The sequence below is a fragment of the Aureibaculum koreense genome, assembly GCF_034296135.1.
Classification (GTDB): Bacteria; Bacteroidota; Bacteroidia; order Flavobacteriales; family Flavobacteriaceae; genus Aureibaculum.
Genome location: NZ_JAXKVV010000037.1, coordinates 1 through 14,513 on the forward strand (window position 1 = coordinate 1; position 14,513 = coordinate 14,513).

At 32.8% G+C, this 14,513-nt stretch carries 13 protein-coding genes; 5 read left to right on the top strand and 8 right to left on the bottom strand.

Annotated features, from left to right (window positions below; genetic code table 11):
• Positions 1 to 308: 308 nt before the first annotated feature.
• The 4 genes from UMM65_RS17315 to UMM65_RS17330 all read right to left on the bottom strand — a co-directional run bounded on the left by UMM65_RS17315 (position 309) and on the right by UMM65_RS17330 (position 4,000).
• A complete protein-coding gene (locus UMM65_RS17315) occupies positions 309 to 1,100 on the bottom strand; it encodes a DNA/RNA non-specific endonuclease (RefSeq protein ID WP_321978402.1) in 792 nt (263 codons plus the stop codon).
• A gap of 2 nt (positions 1,101 to 1,102) precedes the next feature.
• Positions 1,103 to 1,552, bottom strand: coding sequence for an acyl-CoA thioesterase (locus UMM65_RS17320; protein WP_321978404.1), 450 nt, complete (start codon positions 1,550 to 1,552; stop codon positions 1,103 to 1,105).
• Positions 1,553 to 2,740 carry a pyridoxal phosphate-dependent aminotransferase gene (locus UMM65_RS17325; protein ID WP_321978422.1) on the bottom strand — a complete coding sequence of 396 codons (1,188 nt, stop codon included), beginning with the start codon at positions 2,738 to 2,740 and terminating at the stop codon, positions 1,553 to 1,555.
• Between the two features lie 165 nt (positions 2,741 to 2,905).
• Positions 2,906 to 4,000 carry a fatty acid desaturase family protein gene (locus tag UMM65_RS17330; RefSeq protein ID WP_321978406.1) on the bottom strand — a complete coding sequence of 365 codons (1,095 nt, stop codon included), beginning with the start codon at positions 3,998 to 4,000 and terminating at the stop codon, positions 2,906 to 2,908.
• Positions 4,001 to 4,112: 112 nt separating this feature from the next.
• On the opposite strand from UMM65_RS17330, the gene rsmG reads away from it, so the two are divergent.
• Positions 4,113 to 4,742 (top strand): 16S rRNA (guanine(527)-N(7))-methyltransferase RsmG, encoded by a 630-nt coding sequence (gene rsmG / locus UMM65_RS17335; RefSeq protein ID WP_321978407.1) that lies wholly within the window; start codon positions 4,113 to 4,115, stop codon positions 4,740 to 4,742.
• Positions 4,743 to 4,887: 145 nt separating this feature from the next.
• Here the strand turns inward: rsmG and UMM65_RS17340 are convergent, their stop codons facing one another.
• From UMM65_RS17340 to pruA, 3 genes are all read right to left on the bottom strand, one after another.
• The gene (locus UMM65_RS17340; protein ID WP_321978409.1) at positions 4,888 to 5,793 is read right to left on the bottom strand and encodes a hypothetical protein; all 906 of its coding nucleotides are present in this window, start codon (positions 5,791 to 5,793) and stop codon (positions 4,888 to 4,890) included.
• Positions 5,794 to 5,916: 123 nt separating this feature from the next.
• Positions 5,917 to 6,510, bottom strand: a complete 594-nt coding sequence (locus tag UMM65_RS17345) for a DUF502 domain-containing protein (RefSeq protein ID WP_321978411.1) — start codon at positions 6,508 to 6,510, stop codon at positions 5,917 to 5,919.
• Between the two features lie 115 nt (positions 6,511 to 6,625).
• Positions 6,626 to 8,260 (bottom strand): L-glutamate gamma-semialdehyde dehydrogenase, encoded by a 1,635-nt coding sequence (gene pruA / locus UMM65_RS17350; protein ID WP_321978413.1) that lies wholly within the window; start codon positions 8,258 to 8,260, stop codon positions 6,626 to 6,628.
• A 431-nt stretch (positions 8,261 to 8,691) separates the two neighbouring features.
• Between pruA and UMM65_RS17355 the strand changes: the two genes are divergently transcribed.
• From UMM65_RS17355 to UMM65_RS17370, 4 genes are all read left to right on the top strand, one after another.
• Complete coding sequence (locus UMM65_RS17355) at positions 8,692 to 9,429, top strand: NRDE family protein (protein WP_321978415.1); 738 nt, start codon at positions 8,692 to 8,694, stop codon at positions 9,427 to 9,429.
• 187 nt (positions 9,430 to 9,616) lie between these two features.
• Positions 9,617 to 10,132, top strand: coding sequence for a hypothetical protein (locus UMM65_RS17360; protein WP_321978416.1), 516 nt, complete (start codon positions 9,617 to 9,619; stop codon positions 10,130 to 10,132).
• Positions 10,133 to 10,136: 4 nt separating this feature from the next.
• Entirely contained in the window at positions 10,137 to 11,825 is a 1,689-nt protein-coding gene (locus UMM65_RS17365) for a hypothetical protein (RefSeq protein WP_321978417.1), read from the top strand.
• 9 nt (positions 11,826 to 11,834) lie between these two features.
• Positions 11,835 to 13,181, top strand: a complete 1,347-nt coding sequence (locus UMM65_RS17370) for a hypothetical protein (protein WP_321978418.1) — start codon at positions 11,835 to 11,837, stop codon at positions 13,179 to 13,181.
• Positions 13,182 to 13,186: 5 nt separating this feature from the next.
• On the opposite strand, the gene UMM65_RS17375 is transcribed toward UMM65_RS17370, so the two are convergent.
• Positions 13,187 to 14,377 carry a DUF3667 domain-containing protein gene (locus tag UMM65_RS17375; protein ID WP_321978420.1) on the bottom strand — a complete coding sequence of 397 codons (1,191 nt, stop codon included), beginning with the start codon at positions 14,375 to 14,377 and terminating at the stop codon, positions 13,187 to 13,189.
• Positions 14,378 to 14,513 lie beyond the last annotated feature (136 nt).

Consider the following 14,513-nt stretch of genomic DNA (forward strand, 5'->3'; position numbering starts at 1 on the left):
GCTACAAGATAAAATTACTGAGATGGTAAACCAACTAACTCCTGAACTTATAAAATCTATCACCAGTTATCAATTATACACTAAAACATTTTTTGAGTATTTTTAAATCAGAAATGGTATAAATGATCCGCTAAGAGCGGTTCGCCTAATATACCCCAAAGAAGATAACCACCGGCAAATGCCCAAATTGCGGTTACAAGTGTCGATAATAAATTAGATTTTGAAAACATAATACGTTAGATTTAGTGGGTTAGTATAAATCTAAGATATAAAAAAATAATTAAAGCGTTAATCTTTAGGAGTTTATGCTAAAAACTCCAATCTTTATAGCTAGAATTTGCCTCTAGTTTAGTTTCTAAATCATTCGGCAAAGCAGGGAAAAAATCAATGTTGGTCAATTTTTCAATACTGTCAATGGATACCACGAAAGAATAGAGTGGTGCTTTAGATTCGGTATGCGGTACCAAAAAAGCAATTGCTTTAATTTTAGGCTCGGAATAATCTAATAATATCTTGTAAAATTTTTTGGGGACAGTAACTTTTTCTTGACCTATATGGGGTAAATTATCTTCTAGAACACCTCCTGTAACTACAAATAATTGTTTGTCCTTACCGGCCCAATAACGGGTTTTTTGTTCTAATCTGTTCCAAATACCACCATTAAAATCACCTTTTTGAGGAGAAATATTTGATGTTAAAAAAGTTTCGTCATAAGCAGCTTTAGAAAATTTTCTGTCTCCGGCTGGGCATAAATGACCTTTGGTGTAACCCGAGTTTTTGTAATTTCTATAATCCGCCGATTGTGTTTTTACTTTTTTATCTTGAATAAAATAAGGGCGTTTACGGTTTGTATTTGAAAGGTGTTCATTTTTTAATTCATAAGCCACCCATTCCGCTTGCTCGTGCTTTTCATTATAAGATAGGGTATAATAATTATGGGAGACAACGGCATTGGTAGTAGAAGTTGGTAAATAATTAAAATCTGAGCTACCAATACTATTTTCCTTAATATCTTTTTCAGCATTTTCAGGGTAAAAAAGATAAATAACCAAACTCAATAAAAGAATGATAATGGGATAAACTATGGCTTTTCTTTTCAAACTTATGATTTGCTTTTTAAGGGAATCTCCTCAAAATTTTCAGATTTTGTTAACTCTTTAAAAGTTTTAACCATATCAGCAGGAGGCGGTGTCAATTTTCTTATACGCAAATCTAGCCAAGCACCCAGCACCATGATTTCAGCCGCCAACACTCCATCTTCTTTAAATATCTTATGTAAAAATTTAAAACGTTCGCCGTTTTCAGATAGGCCTTCTAGAAAAATTTCTATTGAAATGTCTTCTCCCATTTTTACTTCTTTGTAAAATGTAGTTTCTTCCTTAAATAAAATAGGACCGATATTTTCTTTTGCAAATCGTTTCATGGTAAAGCCATGTTCGTTTAAATAACGGACTCTACTTTCTGCTGCATAATCGTTATACGCGGTATGACGTAAATGTCGGTTAGGGTCAAAATCTGACCAACGGGTTTTAAAAGTGCATTTAAAAGTCATTTAATTTAAAACATTTTTAATTCGTTTAAAAGCTTCTTTTAGCTCATCTGTAGATGCTGCATAAGAAAGTCTTATACAGTTTGGAGCTCCAAAAGCACCTCCTGTAACGGTGGCAACGTTTGCTTTTTCCAATAAAAACATGGAGAAATCTCCAGCGTTATTGATGGTGTAACCACCAATCGTTTTTCCGAAATAGGAAGATACATCAGGAAAAACGTAAAATGCACCTTTTGGGGTGTTGGTTTTAATTCCTTTAATTTCCGAAAGAAGGTCTAACACTAAATCACGTCTTTTATGAAACTCATCAACCATAAACTGGATTTTAGATACTGGGGCATCCAAAGCAGTAATCGTTGCTCGTTGTGCTATGCAATTGGCACCAGAGGTAACTTGACCTTGCATTTTGGTACAGGCTTTGGCTATCCAATTAGGAGCACCCATATAACCGATTCTCCATCCAGTCATGGCAAAAGCTTTGGCAACACCGTTTACGGTAATGGTTCTATCGTACATACTTTCTATGCTTGCAAAACTGAAATTAGGTTCGCCATAGTTGATATGTTCATAAATTTCATCCGATAAGATATAGATATTTGGATGCTTTTCTAATATTTTAGCGAAGGCTCTATATTCACTTTCGGTATAAACTGTACCACTCGGATTATTGGGAGAGTTAAAGAAAATCAATTTGGTTTTAGGTGTGATTGCCGCTTCCAACTGCTCAGGCGTAATTTTAAAATCGGTTTCAATTCCTGAAGGAATCTCTTTATAAGTAGCCTCTGCCAAAGTAGCAATGGCTGAATAACTAACCCAATAGGGAGAAGGCAATAATACTTCATCACCAGGATTTAATAATACCAAAGCAGCATTGGCAATGGATTGTTTGGCACCCGTAGAAACCACAATTTGGTTTGGACTATACGTTAGATTGTTATCACGTTTAAATTTTCTACAAATGGCTTCGCGTAGTTCTAAATAACCATCAACCGGTGAGTACGAGTTGTAGTTATCATCAATTGCTTGTTTGGCGGCCTCTTTAATAAAATCGGGCGTGTTAAAATCTGGCTCGCCCAAACTTAAACTTATAATATCTTTACCTTCAGCTTTTAATTCACGGGCTTTTGCCGCCATAGCTAAAGTTTCGGAAACAGGTAGATTGTTAATTCTATTGGATAGTTGCTGCATAATTATTTACTAAATAAATTAGGCAACAAAATTAAAAATTAAAAAATAGAAACCGTAGTAAATGGTCATTTATTAGTTAAAAGTTAGATTTTAAACTAATTGATAAAAAAAGTGAAAAAATATGTGCTACTGTGATAGTACTAAAGAATATTTTTGTCTAACGTCAAACTATGCCATTGCAGGTTTTCTGCCCAACACGTCTAACTGTCTATAATGCTCAATTACCGCTTTTCTAAAAGTCCTGTACTCATTATAAGGTAAACTAAATTCTTTAGCGGTGTTTTTAACTATTTCAGCCAATTTTTTATAATGGATATGACTGATGTTAGAGAATAAATGATGTTCCACTTGGTAATTTAAACCACCAGTAAAAAACCTTACCAACCAGTTTTTTGGTGCAAAGTTTGAAGTAGTGTGCAATTGATGGATTGCCCAAGTGTTTTTCATGTTACCAACCTCATCGGGTAAAGGCATTTCCGTATTTGGCATAACATGGGCCAATTGAAAAATTACACTTAAAAGGATACCAGCGGTATAGTGCATTATAAAAAATCCGATAAGGACCTTCCACCAAACTATTCCAACAACTAACGGTAAAGCTACCCAAATAGCATAATAAATTATCTTACCTATAATTAATTTAGTCCATTGTGTTGCTGGATGTGGCATTTTACCATAAGATAATTTGCGTTTTAAATATTGATAGGTTTGTTTAAAATCGGTAGTTATTGCCCAATTTACGGTTAACAATCCATAAAGGAAAAAGGCGTAATATTTTTGATATTTATGGATCTTATACCATGGAGCATGTTTTGAGAACCTTATAATTCTTCCAGCATCAATATCCTCATCATGTCCTTGAATATTGGTATACGTATGGTGCAATACATTATGTTGTACTTTCCAATTATAATCATTTCCTGCAAGGATGTAAATACTACTGCCCATTAATTTATTTACCCACTTTTTACTGGAAAAAGATTCGTGGTTAGCATCGTGCATTACGTTCATTCCTACACCGGCCATACCAAAACCAACCGTTATCATACATAAAACTTCCGCCCACCAAGGTAAAGTCAACGTAAGAACCAAAACCACCGGAACTATCAATAAAGCAAACATAACTACCGCTTTAAGGTATAACTTCCAGTTGCCCGTTTTTTTGATTTTATGTTCTTTAAAATAAGTGTTGATTCGCTTATTAAGCGTTCTGAAAAATTTCGCAGAATCTACTCTAGAATATTTTATAGCTGTATTAGACATGTATAGTAGGTATTAATGTTATGCAAATTTAACGATTTTTATGTTTCTAACGGTTTTCAGGTTTAATTTGTATAAACTTTAACAATAAATGCTAGCTTTGTAACCCAATATTATGGATATAATTTCTAAATATTTTAAGGGTTTATCTGACGAGCAAATCAGTCAATTTGAGCAATTAGAACAATTGTACAGAGAATGGAATGCTCAAATCAACGTGATTTCAAGAAAGGATATTGACACTTTGTATGAAAGGCATGTGTTACATTCCTTAGGAATTGCCAAAGTCCAAGCATTTAAACCAAAATCTAAAGTGTTGGATGTGGGTACAGGCGGTGGATTTCCCGGAATTCCATTGGCTATTTTATTCCCTGAAACAAATTTTTTACTGGTAGATTCTATTGGTAAAAAAATAAAAGTAGTACAAGAAGTTGCCAATGCTTTGGGATTAAAAAACGTAAAAGCCCAACACACTAGAGCAGAGGAAGTAAATGGTGAATTTGATTTTATCGTAAGCCGTGCAGTTACTAATATGGATGATTTTGTAAAATTGACGCGAAAAAAAGTAGCTAAAAAACAGAATCACGAACTTAAAAACGGAATTCTCTACTTAAAAGGTGGTGATTTAATTGTGGAGTTGCGAAACTTCCCGAAAACTACAATTTATAATTTGTCCGATTTTTTTACCGAAGATTTTTTTGAAACTAAAAAAGTGGTGCATTTGCCGTTGAAGTATAGGCCGTAGGGAGAATTTGTTCGTATAACGGCTTTAGCTATGGCAAGTGTGGAATTTTGAAACCGCTTTCTTGTCCGCCTGCCGTAAATTTATTTTTAATATATTCATTTTTAGACAGTCAGCCCGAATTTTCTATAGCCGATATTGTGCCGTGTTATTTTTTTAGAATTCGTTGAACATTAAATTTCTCTATTTGGCTCTCTTCAATAAACTCCACTTTTAGTCGGTTTAAATTCGGAATTTTTTGGGAGTAGTCTATAATTCGACTTTGGTATTGTACTATTCTTTCCGATGAAACAGCCTCTTTTTTGTAAACGAGTAAAAGAACAGGAACAACTTGTTTGTTGGCTGCTTGCTTGTAATAGGAAATATATGTATTCAACTGTTGTAGAGACTTTTCAACTATTGAGAAAGGTAATTGCTTACGGAAATATTTGATTTCAACAATTCTATCTGAGAGCTTTTTGGTCTTAGCTTTTAGTAAGATGTCTATTTCAAATCTGTTGCCAAGACGTTGTTGTGATAGAATGTCAAAATTTGGACTGATGTATTGCTCGAAGACTTTAATAATGTTATTCTCAACGTTCATATAATTGAGATAGACCTGATTTCTAGAGTCGGTTGTAGTTGGTATTTCAGGCTCTAATTGCTCTTCTTTCTCTATTTCATTTACCTCTTTTATCGCTTTTTGCCGCTTCTCTTCAGGCGTTAATGAATCAATCTCCAAATCTAATTTTTGAATTTCTTTGTCAAATTTTTCATCAAGCTTTGACTGCCGTTTAAACCATCTTACTAATCCAATTATTGAAGATGTCAAACCAAGGAGAAGGAAACTCAGGGAAATCCAAGGGATAAATTTTTGAATTTTTATAACCTGATTCTGCTTGGAGGTAATTAGTTCTTTTATTGGTTCTTGAAGTTTGTCTATCTGAGACCGTTCCAAATACAAACCTAAGTCCTCTTTTAAATAGAGATATGGAACTAACACAGCAAGGCCAATCAGAATTAGTCCAATTGAGACAAGAAACTTGTTTATATCTCCATAATCTATTTTTTGCATTCAGTTCTTTTTAATGCTGCACAACGCCTTAGTAAAAAATCGTTTTACTATTTTTTAATTTATGTTAAACGAAGGTCGTGTTTTTTATTGGAAAAGTAAAATCAAGAATTATAATTTTGGCAATTACTCATCTTTAACTATGTCATCCTTCTCCCAACCTGTCAGCCCAGCGGAAACCACAAACTTCATCACATCACTAGAGTTAATATCAACAGGTGTAATGTTGGCTTTAGGTACAATAAATAATTCCCCAGAAAAGTTATACGAATGTGGAAAATAGACAGCAACTTTATCTTTTAAGTGCAATAGTTCCAAATTTTCTTCGGTAATAAAGCCCAATTTTTCTAAATCGGAATTCAGATTCACTTTTACCAAAACAGGTTGGCTAAATTTTTTCTCCTTACCCACAAAAGCCGAAAAAAGATCGTTAAAAGCGGAATAGATAAAATTTAAAAGCGGTATACGTGCTAACAAATTTTTAAACACTTTACTTAAAGGATCTGCAATAATAGTCCGCCCTAAAAAGCCTACAAAAATTAAAAACAAAATGAGTGTTAAAACACCTAATCCTGGAATTTTGGTGTCAAAAAATTTAAGCAATAAATCTTGTAATAAACCGTCTAAAAAAGTAAAAACGGCATAAATAATATAGGCTGTAATGCCCAAAGGAGCAATATATAATAAACCTTGTAAAAAGTAATTGACTAGTTTTTTCATTGGAGTTTAGTTTTGTTGGGGTAAAAGTACTAAGAAAAATTTTACTGATTCTTATTCTTAATTACTAAAAAACCACGGCTTTAGCCGTGGTTTATAAATCAAAAGTTGGAATTATCTATTCACCTAAAAATGGATATCTGTAATCCGTTGGTGTTACAAAAGTTTCTTTAATAGTTCGGTTGTTTACCCAACGCAACAAGTTCCAAACTGAACCCGCTTTGTCATTTGTACCTGAGGCTCTTGCTCCTCCAAAAGGTTGTTGACCTACTACTGCACCTGTAGGTTTATCATTGATATAAAAATTACCCGCGGCATTTTCTAACGCATTAGTGGCAATATCTATAACATAACGGTCTGCACTAAAAATAGCACCGGTCAAAGCATATTCCGAGGTTTGGTCAACCAACTCTAAAGATTTTTCCCAATCGGCATCTTCATAAACATAGATGGTCAATACAGGGCCAAAAAGTTCGGTACACATGGTTTTATATTTCGGGTTTGTGGTTAAAATAACGGTAGGCTCAATAAAATAACCTTTAGAACCATCATATTTTCCACCGGCAATAATTTCAGCATCATTATCGTCTTTTACGCCATCTATATATTTAGACAATTTATCAAAAGATTTTTTATCAATTACGGCGTTGATAAAATTGGAAGTGTCTTCAGGACTGCCAATTTTCATGGACTCTATATCTGCTTTTAACAATTTCTGGACATCGTTCCATTTGCTTTTTGGAATGTAAGCACGCGAAGCCGCTGAACATTTTTGTCCTTGATATTCAAAAGCACCTCTAGACAAAGCAGTGGCAACTTGTTTTGCATCGGCCGAAGGGTGCATCCAAACAAAATCTTTACCACCGGTTTCACCAACAATTCTTGGATAAGAAACATATTTACTTTGATTAATGTTTTTGCCAATTTGCTCCCAAAAGCTATTAAACACACCAGTAGAGCCTGTAAAATGAATCCCTGCAAAATGCTTGTGGTTGATTAAAACATCGGTTATCATTTTTGGATCGCCCGTAACCATGTTAATTACGCCATCTGGCAATCCTGCCTCTTTAAATAAGTCCATAATTACTTGGGCAGAATATATTTGAGTTTGTGCGGGTTTCCAGATACAAACGTTGCCCATCATTACGGGTGCAGCTGTTAAATTACCCGCAATTGCCGTGAAATTAAAAGGCGTAATGGCATAAATAAAACCTTCTAAAGGTCTGTATTGCATTCTGTTCCAAATACCAGGACTGGAAATAGGCTGATTGGCGTAAATTTCTGTCATAAATTCAACATTGAACCTAAAGAAATCTATCATTTCGCAGGCCGCATCAATTTCTGCTTGCATTACATTTTTAGATTGGCCAATCATTGTAGCAGCGTTCATTCTGTCTCTGTACGGACCAGCTAATAATTCTGCAGCTTTTAAAAAGATAGCGGCTCTATCTTGCCAAGGGGTAACGGCCCATTTTTTTCTAGCTTCCAATACATTGGAAACTGCATCTTCAATATGTTCTTTTTCAGCAACGTGAAAACTGCCAACGCTATGCTTATGATCATGAGGAGGATTAATCGAAACCGTATTACCTGTTCTAATTTCTTTACCGCCAATATAAAATGGAATATCCACTTTCTCATTGTACATTTTTTTATAAGTGTCCAATAAGCTCTTTTTTTCAGGGCTGTTAGGAGCGTAAGTTTTTACCGGTTCGTTTACTGCTTTGGGTACATTATAAAATCCACTTGCCATTTGTTATGTGTTTTTAGATTATTCGACTAATTTTGCCGCAAAGTTACGAATTGTAAAATAGTATTAAGTACAAAGTATTAAGAATTAAAACAAAAAAAGCTTGAATTCGGAAGTACACATGCATACCATAAGAAGTGATTAACATCAACGAATGCTGACCTGCACGCCGGCAGACGGGTTAACGATTTCAGAATTTACTAGTTCAAAAACCCGCCTGCCGGCGTGCAGGTCGAAACTCGTTAATCGTTGTTCGTTAATCAATTGTTCCAAAACCCCATTTTCAGGGGTATAATTTTTACGGTTATGCGTGTATTTCAATTCACAAATTACCCCCACTTTTGTACTAACAAAGTTAAACAGAAAAGAACAAACAGATTAATCATTATTAAAGAGTTCTAAACTCTAAACTCTAAACTCATAACTAAAAAAAAATGTGTACCGTTTCCTTTCTCCCTTTAAATAAAACGGATTTTATCCTGACCTCAAGTAGGGATATTCCGTTTTCTCGAAAAAAGGCTTTACATCCAAAGGAATATGTTGAAGATGGTGTGAAACTTTGGTATCCAAAGGATGGAAAAGCAGGTGGGTCATGGATAGGTACAAGTTCAAAGAAGCGGCTTATTTGCTTGTTGAATGGTGGTTACGTATATCACACCTCTTTAGCAAATTATAAAAAAAGCAGGGGTTTAATAGTAAAAGAACTCCTAAAAGCAGATGATATTCGTAAAGGATTAAATGTAGTTGATTTAGATGGGGTTGAACAATTTACCTTGGTAATTGTTGATTGGAATCCAGATAATTATTGGGATGGTTTGAAATTGTTAGAATTTGTTTGGGATGGAGAAGAAAAACATTTGAAGGAAATGCCTATGGCACCTCAAATCTGGTCTTCTTCAACGCTATATGATGCTGATGTAAAGCAGATGCGGGTAAATTGGTTTAAACAATGGTTGAGAGAAAATGAAATTTCGCAAGAAAGCATCTTAAAATTCCATCATACAGCGGGAGTTGGCGACCCAAATATTGATATAATGATGGACAGAAAAAAGGGCGGAACTGTAAGTATTACGTCAATAAAAAAAGAAAAGAACAATTTGGGTATGGTTTATGAAGATGTGATTGATAATAAAAAAACTGAATTATTAATAGAATTAGGTAATTCAAACTAAAAAAGTGCGTTATAAGTGCGTAATAAATATTATGATAAAAAAGATAAATTACGTTTTTGTTATTGCCTTGCTATTAATTTGTACTAGCTGTTTCGAGATTATAGAAGAAGTTAGTTTAAATGAAGACGGGTCGGGTAAAGTGACACTAACTTTAAATTTAAGCAGAAGCAAGACAAAAATTAATTCAATGATGTTATTAGACAGTGTCAATAACTATAAAGTGCCATCTGAGAAAGAAATTCGACAACATTTTGCTGAAATGGTAAAAACGGTAAAAAATACCGATGGTATTAGCAATGTTAGCAATACCATTGATATGGACGATTTTATTTTTACACTTTCTTGCGATTTTAACAATGTTGAAGCATTAAACACGGTCGTTTCGAATTTTAGTTCTAAAGAAGAAGCTAAAAGAATAAAAAACCATAAGCATTTTAGTTTCGATGCCAATAATCAGTTATTTACCAGAAGCTATCATTACGATTTAGCTAAGGAAATCAAGAAAACAAAAATGGAGGACAGGGAAGTTTTTAAAACGGCTTCTATTACCACAATTTATCGATTTCCAAAATCAATAGCATCTTCAAAAAATGAAGCGGCCAATATTTCAAAAAGTAAAAAGGCAATCATGTTAAAAGTGTCCGCTCAAGATATTATAAATCAAAAAAAATCAATCAAAAATCAAATCAAATTACACAATTAATAATATGAAAAAGATAATCCTAACCTTAGCCTTATTTGCAATCACTTTTGGTTTTGCACAACGTTTAGAAAGTAAAATTCCGGCCAATGCACAAGCCGTAATTTCTATTAACGGCGAAAATTTACTCGAATTAATATCTTTAACCGATTTTAATAATAATTCTTTAGGTAAAGAAATTATCAAAGAGATAAGCAGAAAAAACACTGATTTTAACAGCTTAGCTGATTTTGGCTTTAATTTGGAATCGAAAGCTTTTTACTTTTACCAACCCACAGATAGCATTTCGTACCATAACTTTATAGTTGAACTTAAGGATAGGAACTCTTTTGAGCAACTATTAGATTCTTCTATGCTAAATAAGATTGAAAAAACAGGGAATTTAAGTAGTATTTTAGAACATGATACTTCTATAAAGTGGAACAACAATATAGTGCAATTTACTTTTGGTGATGACTCTTATAGCTATTTTTCAGAGCATGAAGAAAGGTTTATGGAACAGGCAGAAAACGAAGAAGAGAGTTTTTACAACATACAAAAACGTATTTCTAAAGGTTGGCTTTCTAATTATACCAATGTAATATTTAACTATACTGGTGCTTCAATCTTATCTAACAAAAATTATTTAAAATCTATAGACAACAAAGCTTCTGCATCTGCTTGGATAAATAGTTATGGTGAGCTAATGAGCGGTATGATGGGTGGATTGGGTTATTACATGGGTGGATTTAAGCCTAACTATAATAGCTTGGGCTTTGGTACTATGAACGCCCATTTGTATTTTGAAAAAGATGCTGCTAGAATTACTTCTAATATGGAAGTTAACGATAAGTGGAAAAAAGCCATTAAAAAGATATACAGGTCAAAAATTGACAATTCATTTTTTAAGTATTTTAACGAAAACGAGATTATAGGTTATACTAGCATTGCAATGGATACAGAAGCGGTTTTGGATGAATATCCTAATTTGGTTTCAGAAATGTACGGAAGTATGCTGCCTGATTTTAAAGAGGAAATGACCGTTTCTGCTGAACTATTTTCATTGATAATAGATGAAGATGCCATTGGTGATCTGATTACCGGAAACATGCTATTTATTTTAAATGACTTGGGCGAAAAAGAAGTTACCTATACTACTTACGAGTATGACGATGACTATAACGAAACCAAGGTAGAAAAAACAAAAAAAGAAATGAGTCCTGAGTTTACATTTATGATTGGCTCAGAAAATGAAAAATTACTTTTTAAATTGGTAAAATTAGGTGTTAAGCACAAAGCTTTTGAGCAAAATTCCAATTACTATAAATTGAATTTACCAAACAGAACACCTTTTGATCTGTTCGCCGTTATCAAAGATGAAATTGTATTTATCACGTCTTCAGAAAAGCAATTACAAAATATTATCAGTCCAAATCCATTTTCTGCATTGGGAGACCACAAAAAGACCATTCGTAAAAATGCTGCGGTGATGTATTTGAATGTTGAAAAATTGTTGTCTAAAATTCCTTCTGAAGAGTTAAGAAAAGACGAAAAGAAAATGGTTTCTTTTGCAACTAATAATTTAAACAACGCTTATTATAAGTCGGGTAAAATGAAGGGCAACAACATTGTTTCTGAATTTGTAGTAGAGACTGCCGAAAACAGGGAAAACTCTTTAAAGGTATTGCTAGATTTTATTGACTTTATGATGCAATAAAAGTTTGCGATGCGTAAGAAGTGGCTCTATTTTTTTATAGTTTTAGTAGCTATTGTTGTGGTACTTTATGTATTACGATATAAGCAATCGCAAGTATTTGAAAATAGAGTTCCGGCTGGTGCTACTAAAATTGTAAATATAAATTTGAGGCAAATTGAAAATCACTTATTGTTCGATTTTTTAGCAAACCCTATTACCTATTTAACGCCGAGGAAAAGGAAAGATTCCATTAAAAAAGAAAGATTTTCTCTATTTAAAAGTGTAAGTATTCCAAGAAATATATTGTTTTATACGAACTCGGAAGAACTGAAAAATAATTGGTTTAGCACAAGAGTTAAAGTTAAGGATGAAGGTGAATTATCCAACTATTTACTAAAGGAAAAGTTTGTGCAAAGCACAGAAGGTAATGTTATTATTTACTCTAAAGCTAATTTTATATTGGCGATAAAAAATGAGCAATTGATAATAAGTATAAAAGTTGATAAAAAAGCTGATATAAACCCAGCGTTAATTTCGTTATTTGATACGGAAGATTTTTTAGCCGAAGATACCGAGATTCTAAAGCCATTGGTAAATAATAATAGTGATATTAGTTTTACTTCATCTAATGAAACGTTGCAAGCTAATTTTAGAGATGGAATTTTTGAACTGCAAGGAACGTTGACTTCCAATTTGTTTGTTACGAATAATAATATCATGCCAGATGAGGAAGATGTTATTTCTATATCTGGCAAAGTAAATAAGGACAATACGGTTTTTAATAAATTTTGGACGGATAAAAAAGATAAATTCAACGAAATAACGCACCTGTCTTTAGATTCTATTGTCCAAAAATGGAACGGGAAACTGAATTTTAATATTACTTCTATTGAGCAAAAGACGGACACGATAGTTTCTTATGAATATGATGACGATTTTAATAAAGTTGAAATAAAATCAACCCAAGAAAAGAAAATTCCTGTGTTGGGTTTAATATTGGGGCAAGAAAACCCATCTAGTTTATCAGATTATTTTTATGGTAAAAACGCTATCCAAGTTATTGAAAACGATACTGTTTTTACTACCATACCTATTTTTAAATTTTTGGCTACCGATGCTAAAGATAATTTAGAATTAAGGGTGAATCAGAAAAGAACAACACCAAATCCGTCATCCTCCTCAAAACTGAAATTTTATTTTAATGTAAAAAAATACATGGAAACCCCACTTGATATTCCATTAAGCAAAGACCAAGAAGAATTGTTGAAATTAGTTAAGGCTACAAAGTTGGAATGGGCGAAAGACAATCAATTCACTTTAAAAATTAATCTTTTAGATGAAAGTCGTAATTTTTTAGGTCAACTGATAAAACAATAGGTAGTCTATAAAATAAAAGCAATAAAGGAAACTACAACTAGACCAACAGCAGACAAGATCAAATAAAAGGTATTGAGCAGGAAAAATTTTACCAAGGTTTTAAACCAATGTTGTTCGTAAAAATTCTGAAGAGCTTTATATAAATAAAATAGAAAAAGCGGTATAAAAATTAAAATACCAGCGTCTGTATCTAGTGTTCTATCAAATATATTGAAGAAAATTAGTAACAAGAAAAAAACGGTTTGCACGTTAAATACCAAAACTAAATGTTCTGTATAGTTCCACTTTCGCCTTATATAAAGTAATGAAAGAAATAGTGTAAAAACGGGTAACAAAACGAACAATGCAATTGATATTTTTGAAACGATACTTTTGCCCCAAGATTTGAGAAATTCATCATCTTCTTTTGCTTTGTTTATATTTTGGGCGGTTTTAAAATAAAAGGCGTTCCAGCGTGTTTTTTTGTAGTTTAAATCAGTCATTGCCTGTGTTGCCGTTGCATTTTTATGTTTTTTATCATAGTCTATAAATGCATTTATTTTTCCACCCATTTCTTCTCCTAAAAGAGATTTTAAATCTTCCACATTAAAAGAGATTTGGTTACCGCTAGGTGTGTCGTAATCTATATTTTCAGCTTTTAATTTTTTTTCCGAGTAGTTTACCGTGTAATCTTTTAAGGTAGTTATATTTCCATACTTTCCCCATCCACCAGTATCGTCATTATTAATTATTTTGACAATAAAGTCAATATTTGTTGCCATAAATTCATTGTAAACAGAATCTTTCTCCTTTTTAGATATGCTGTCATTTTTAAAATTTTCCAAGAAATTAGTAGTGTTAAAAATGGAGTCCATTCTTAAGGTCAATTTCTGTTTAAGAGTTTCCGTTGAGGTGCTATCCGTTGAGGTATTTGCTACAAAAGTAGTATCAGATTTAATCTCATCATTGTCAATTGAAAGTTTATCTGTAATATTATATTCATCAATTGTAGAAAACAGACCTTGTAGTAAAAAGAAAACAATGGTTACGTTTAGGTAAAGTTTAAACGGGTTAACATATTGCATCCGTTTTCCATTAATATATTCCTTAGATATTTTTCCTGGTTTAAATATTAATGGGGTAAATGTTTTAAAAAAACGTGAGTCAAAAGAGAAAAAATCTATAAAAAATTCAGATAGGAACTGTTTTATGCTCAATGGCTGTAAATCGTTTATACCATTTCTCTTGTTAATTTACTCAATTATTTGTAAATTGCCTTATGGCAAAACAAATAGACTTACACATTAAAGAGAGTGAATCAGAACTAAAGGCTCTTATGAATGCTCAAAGCAA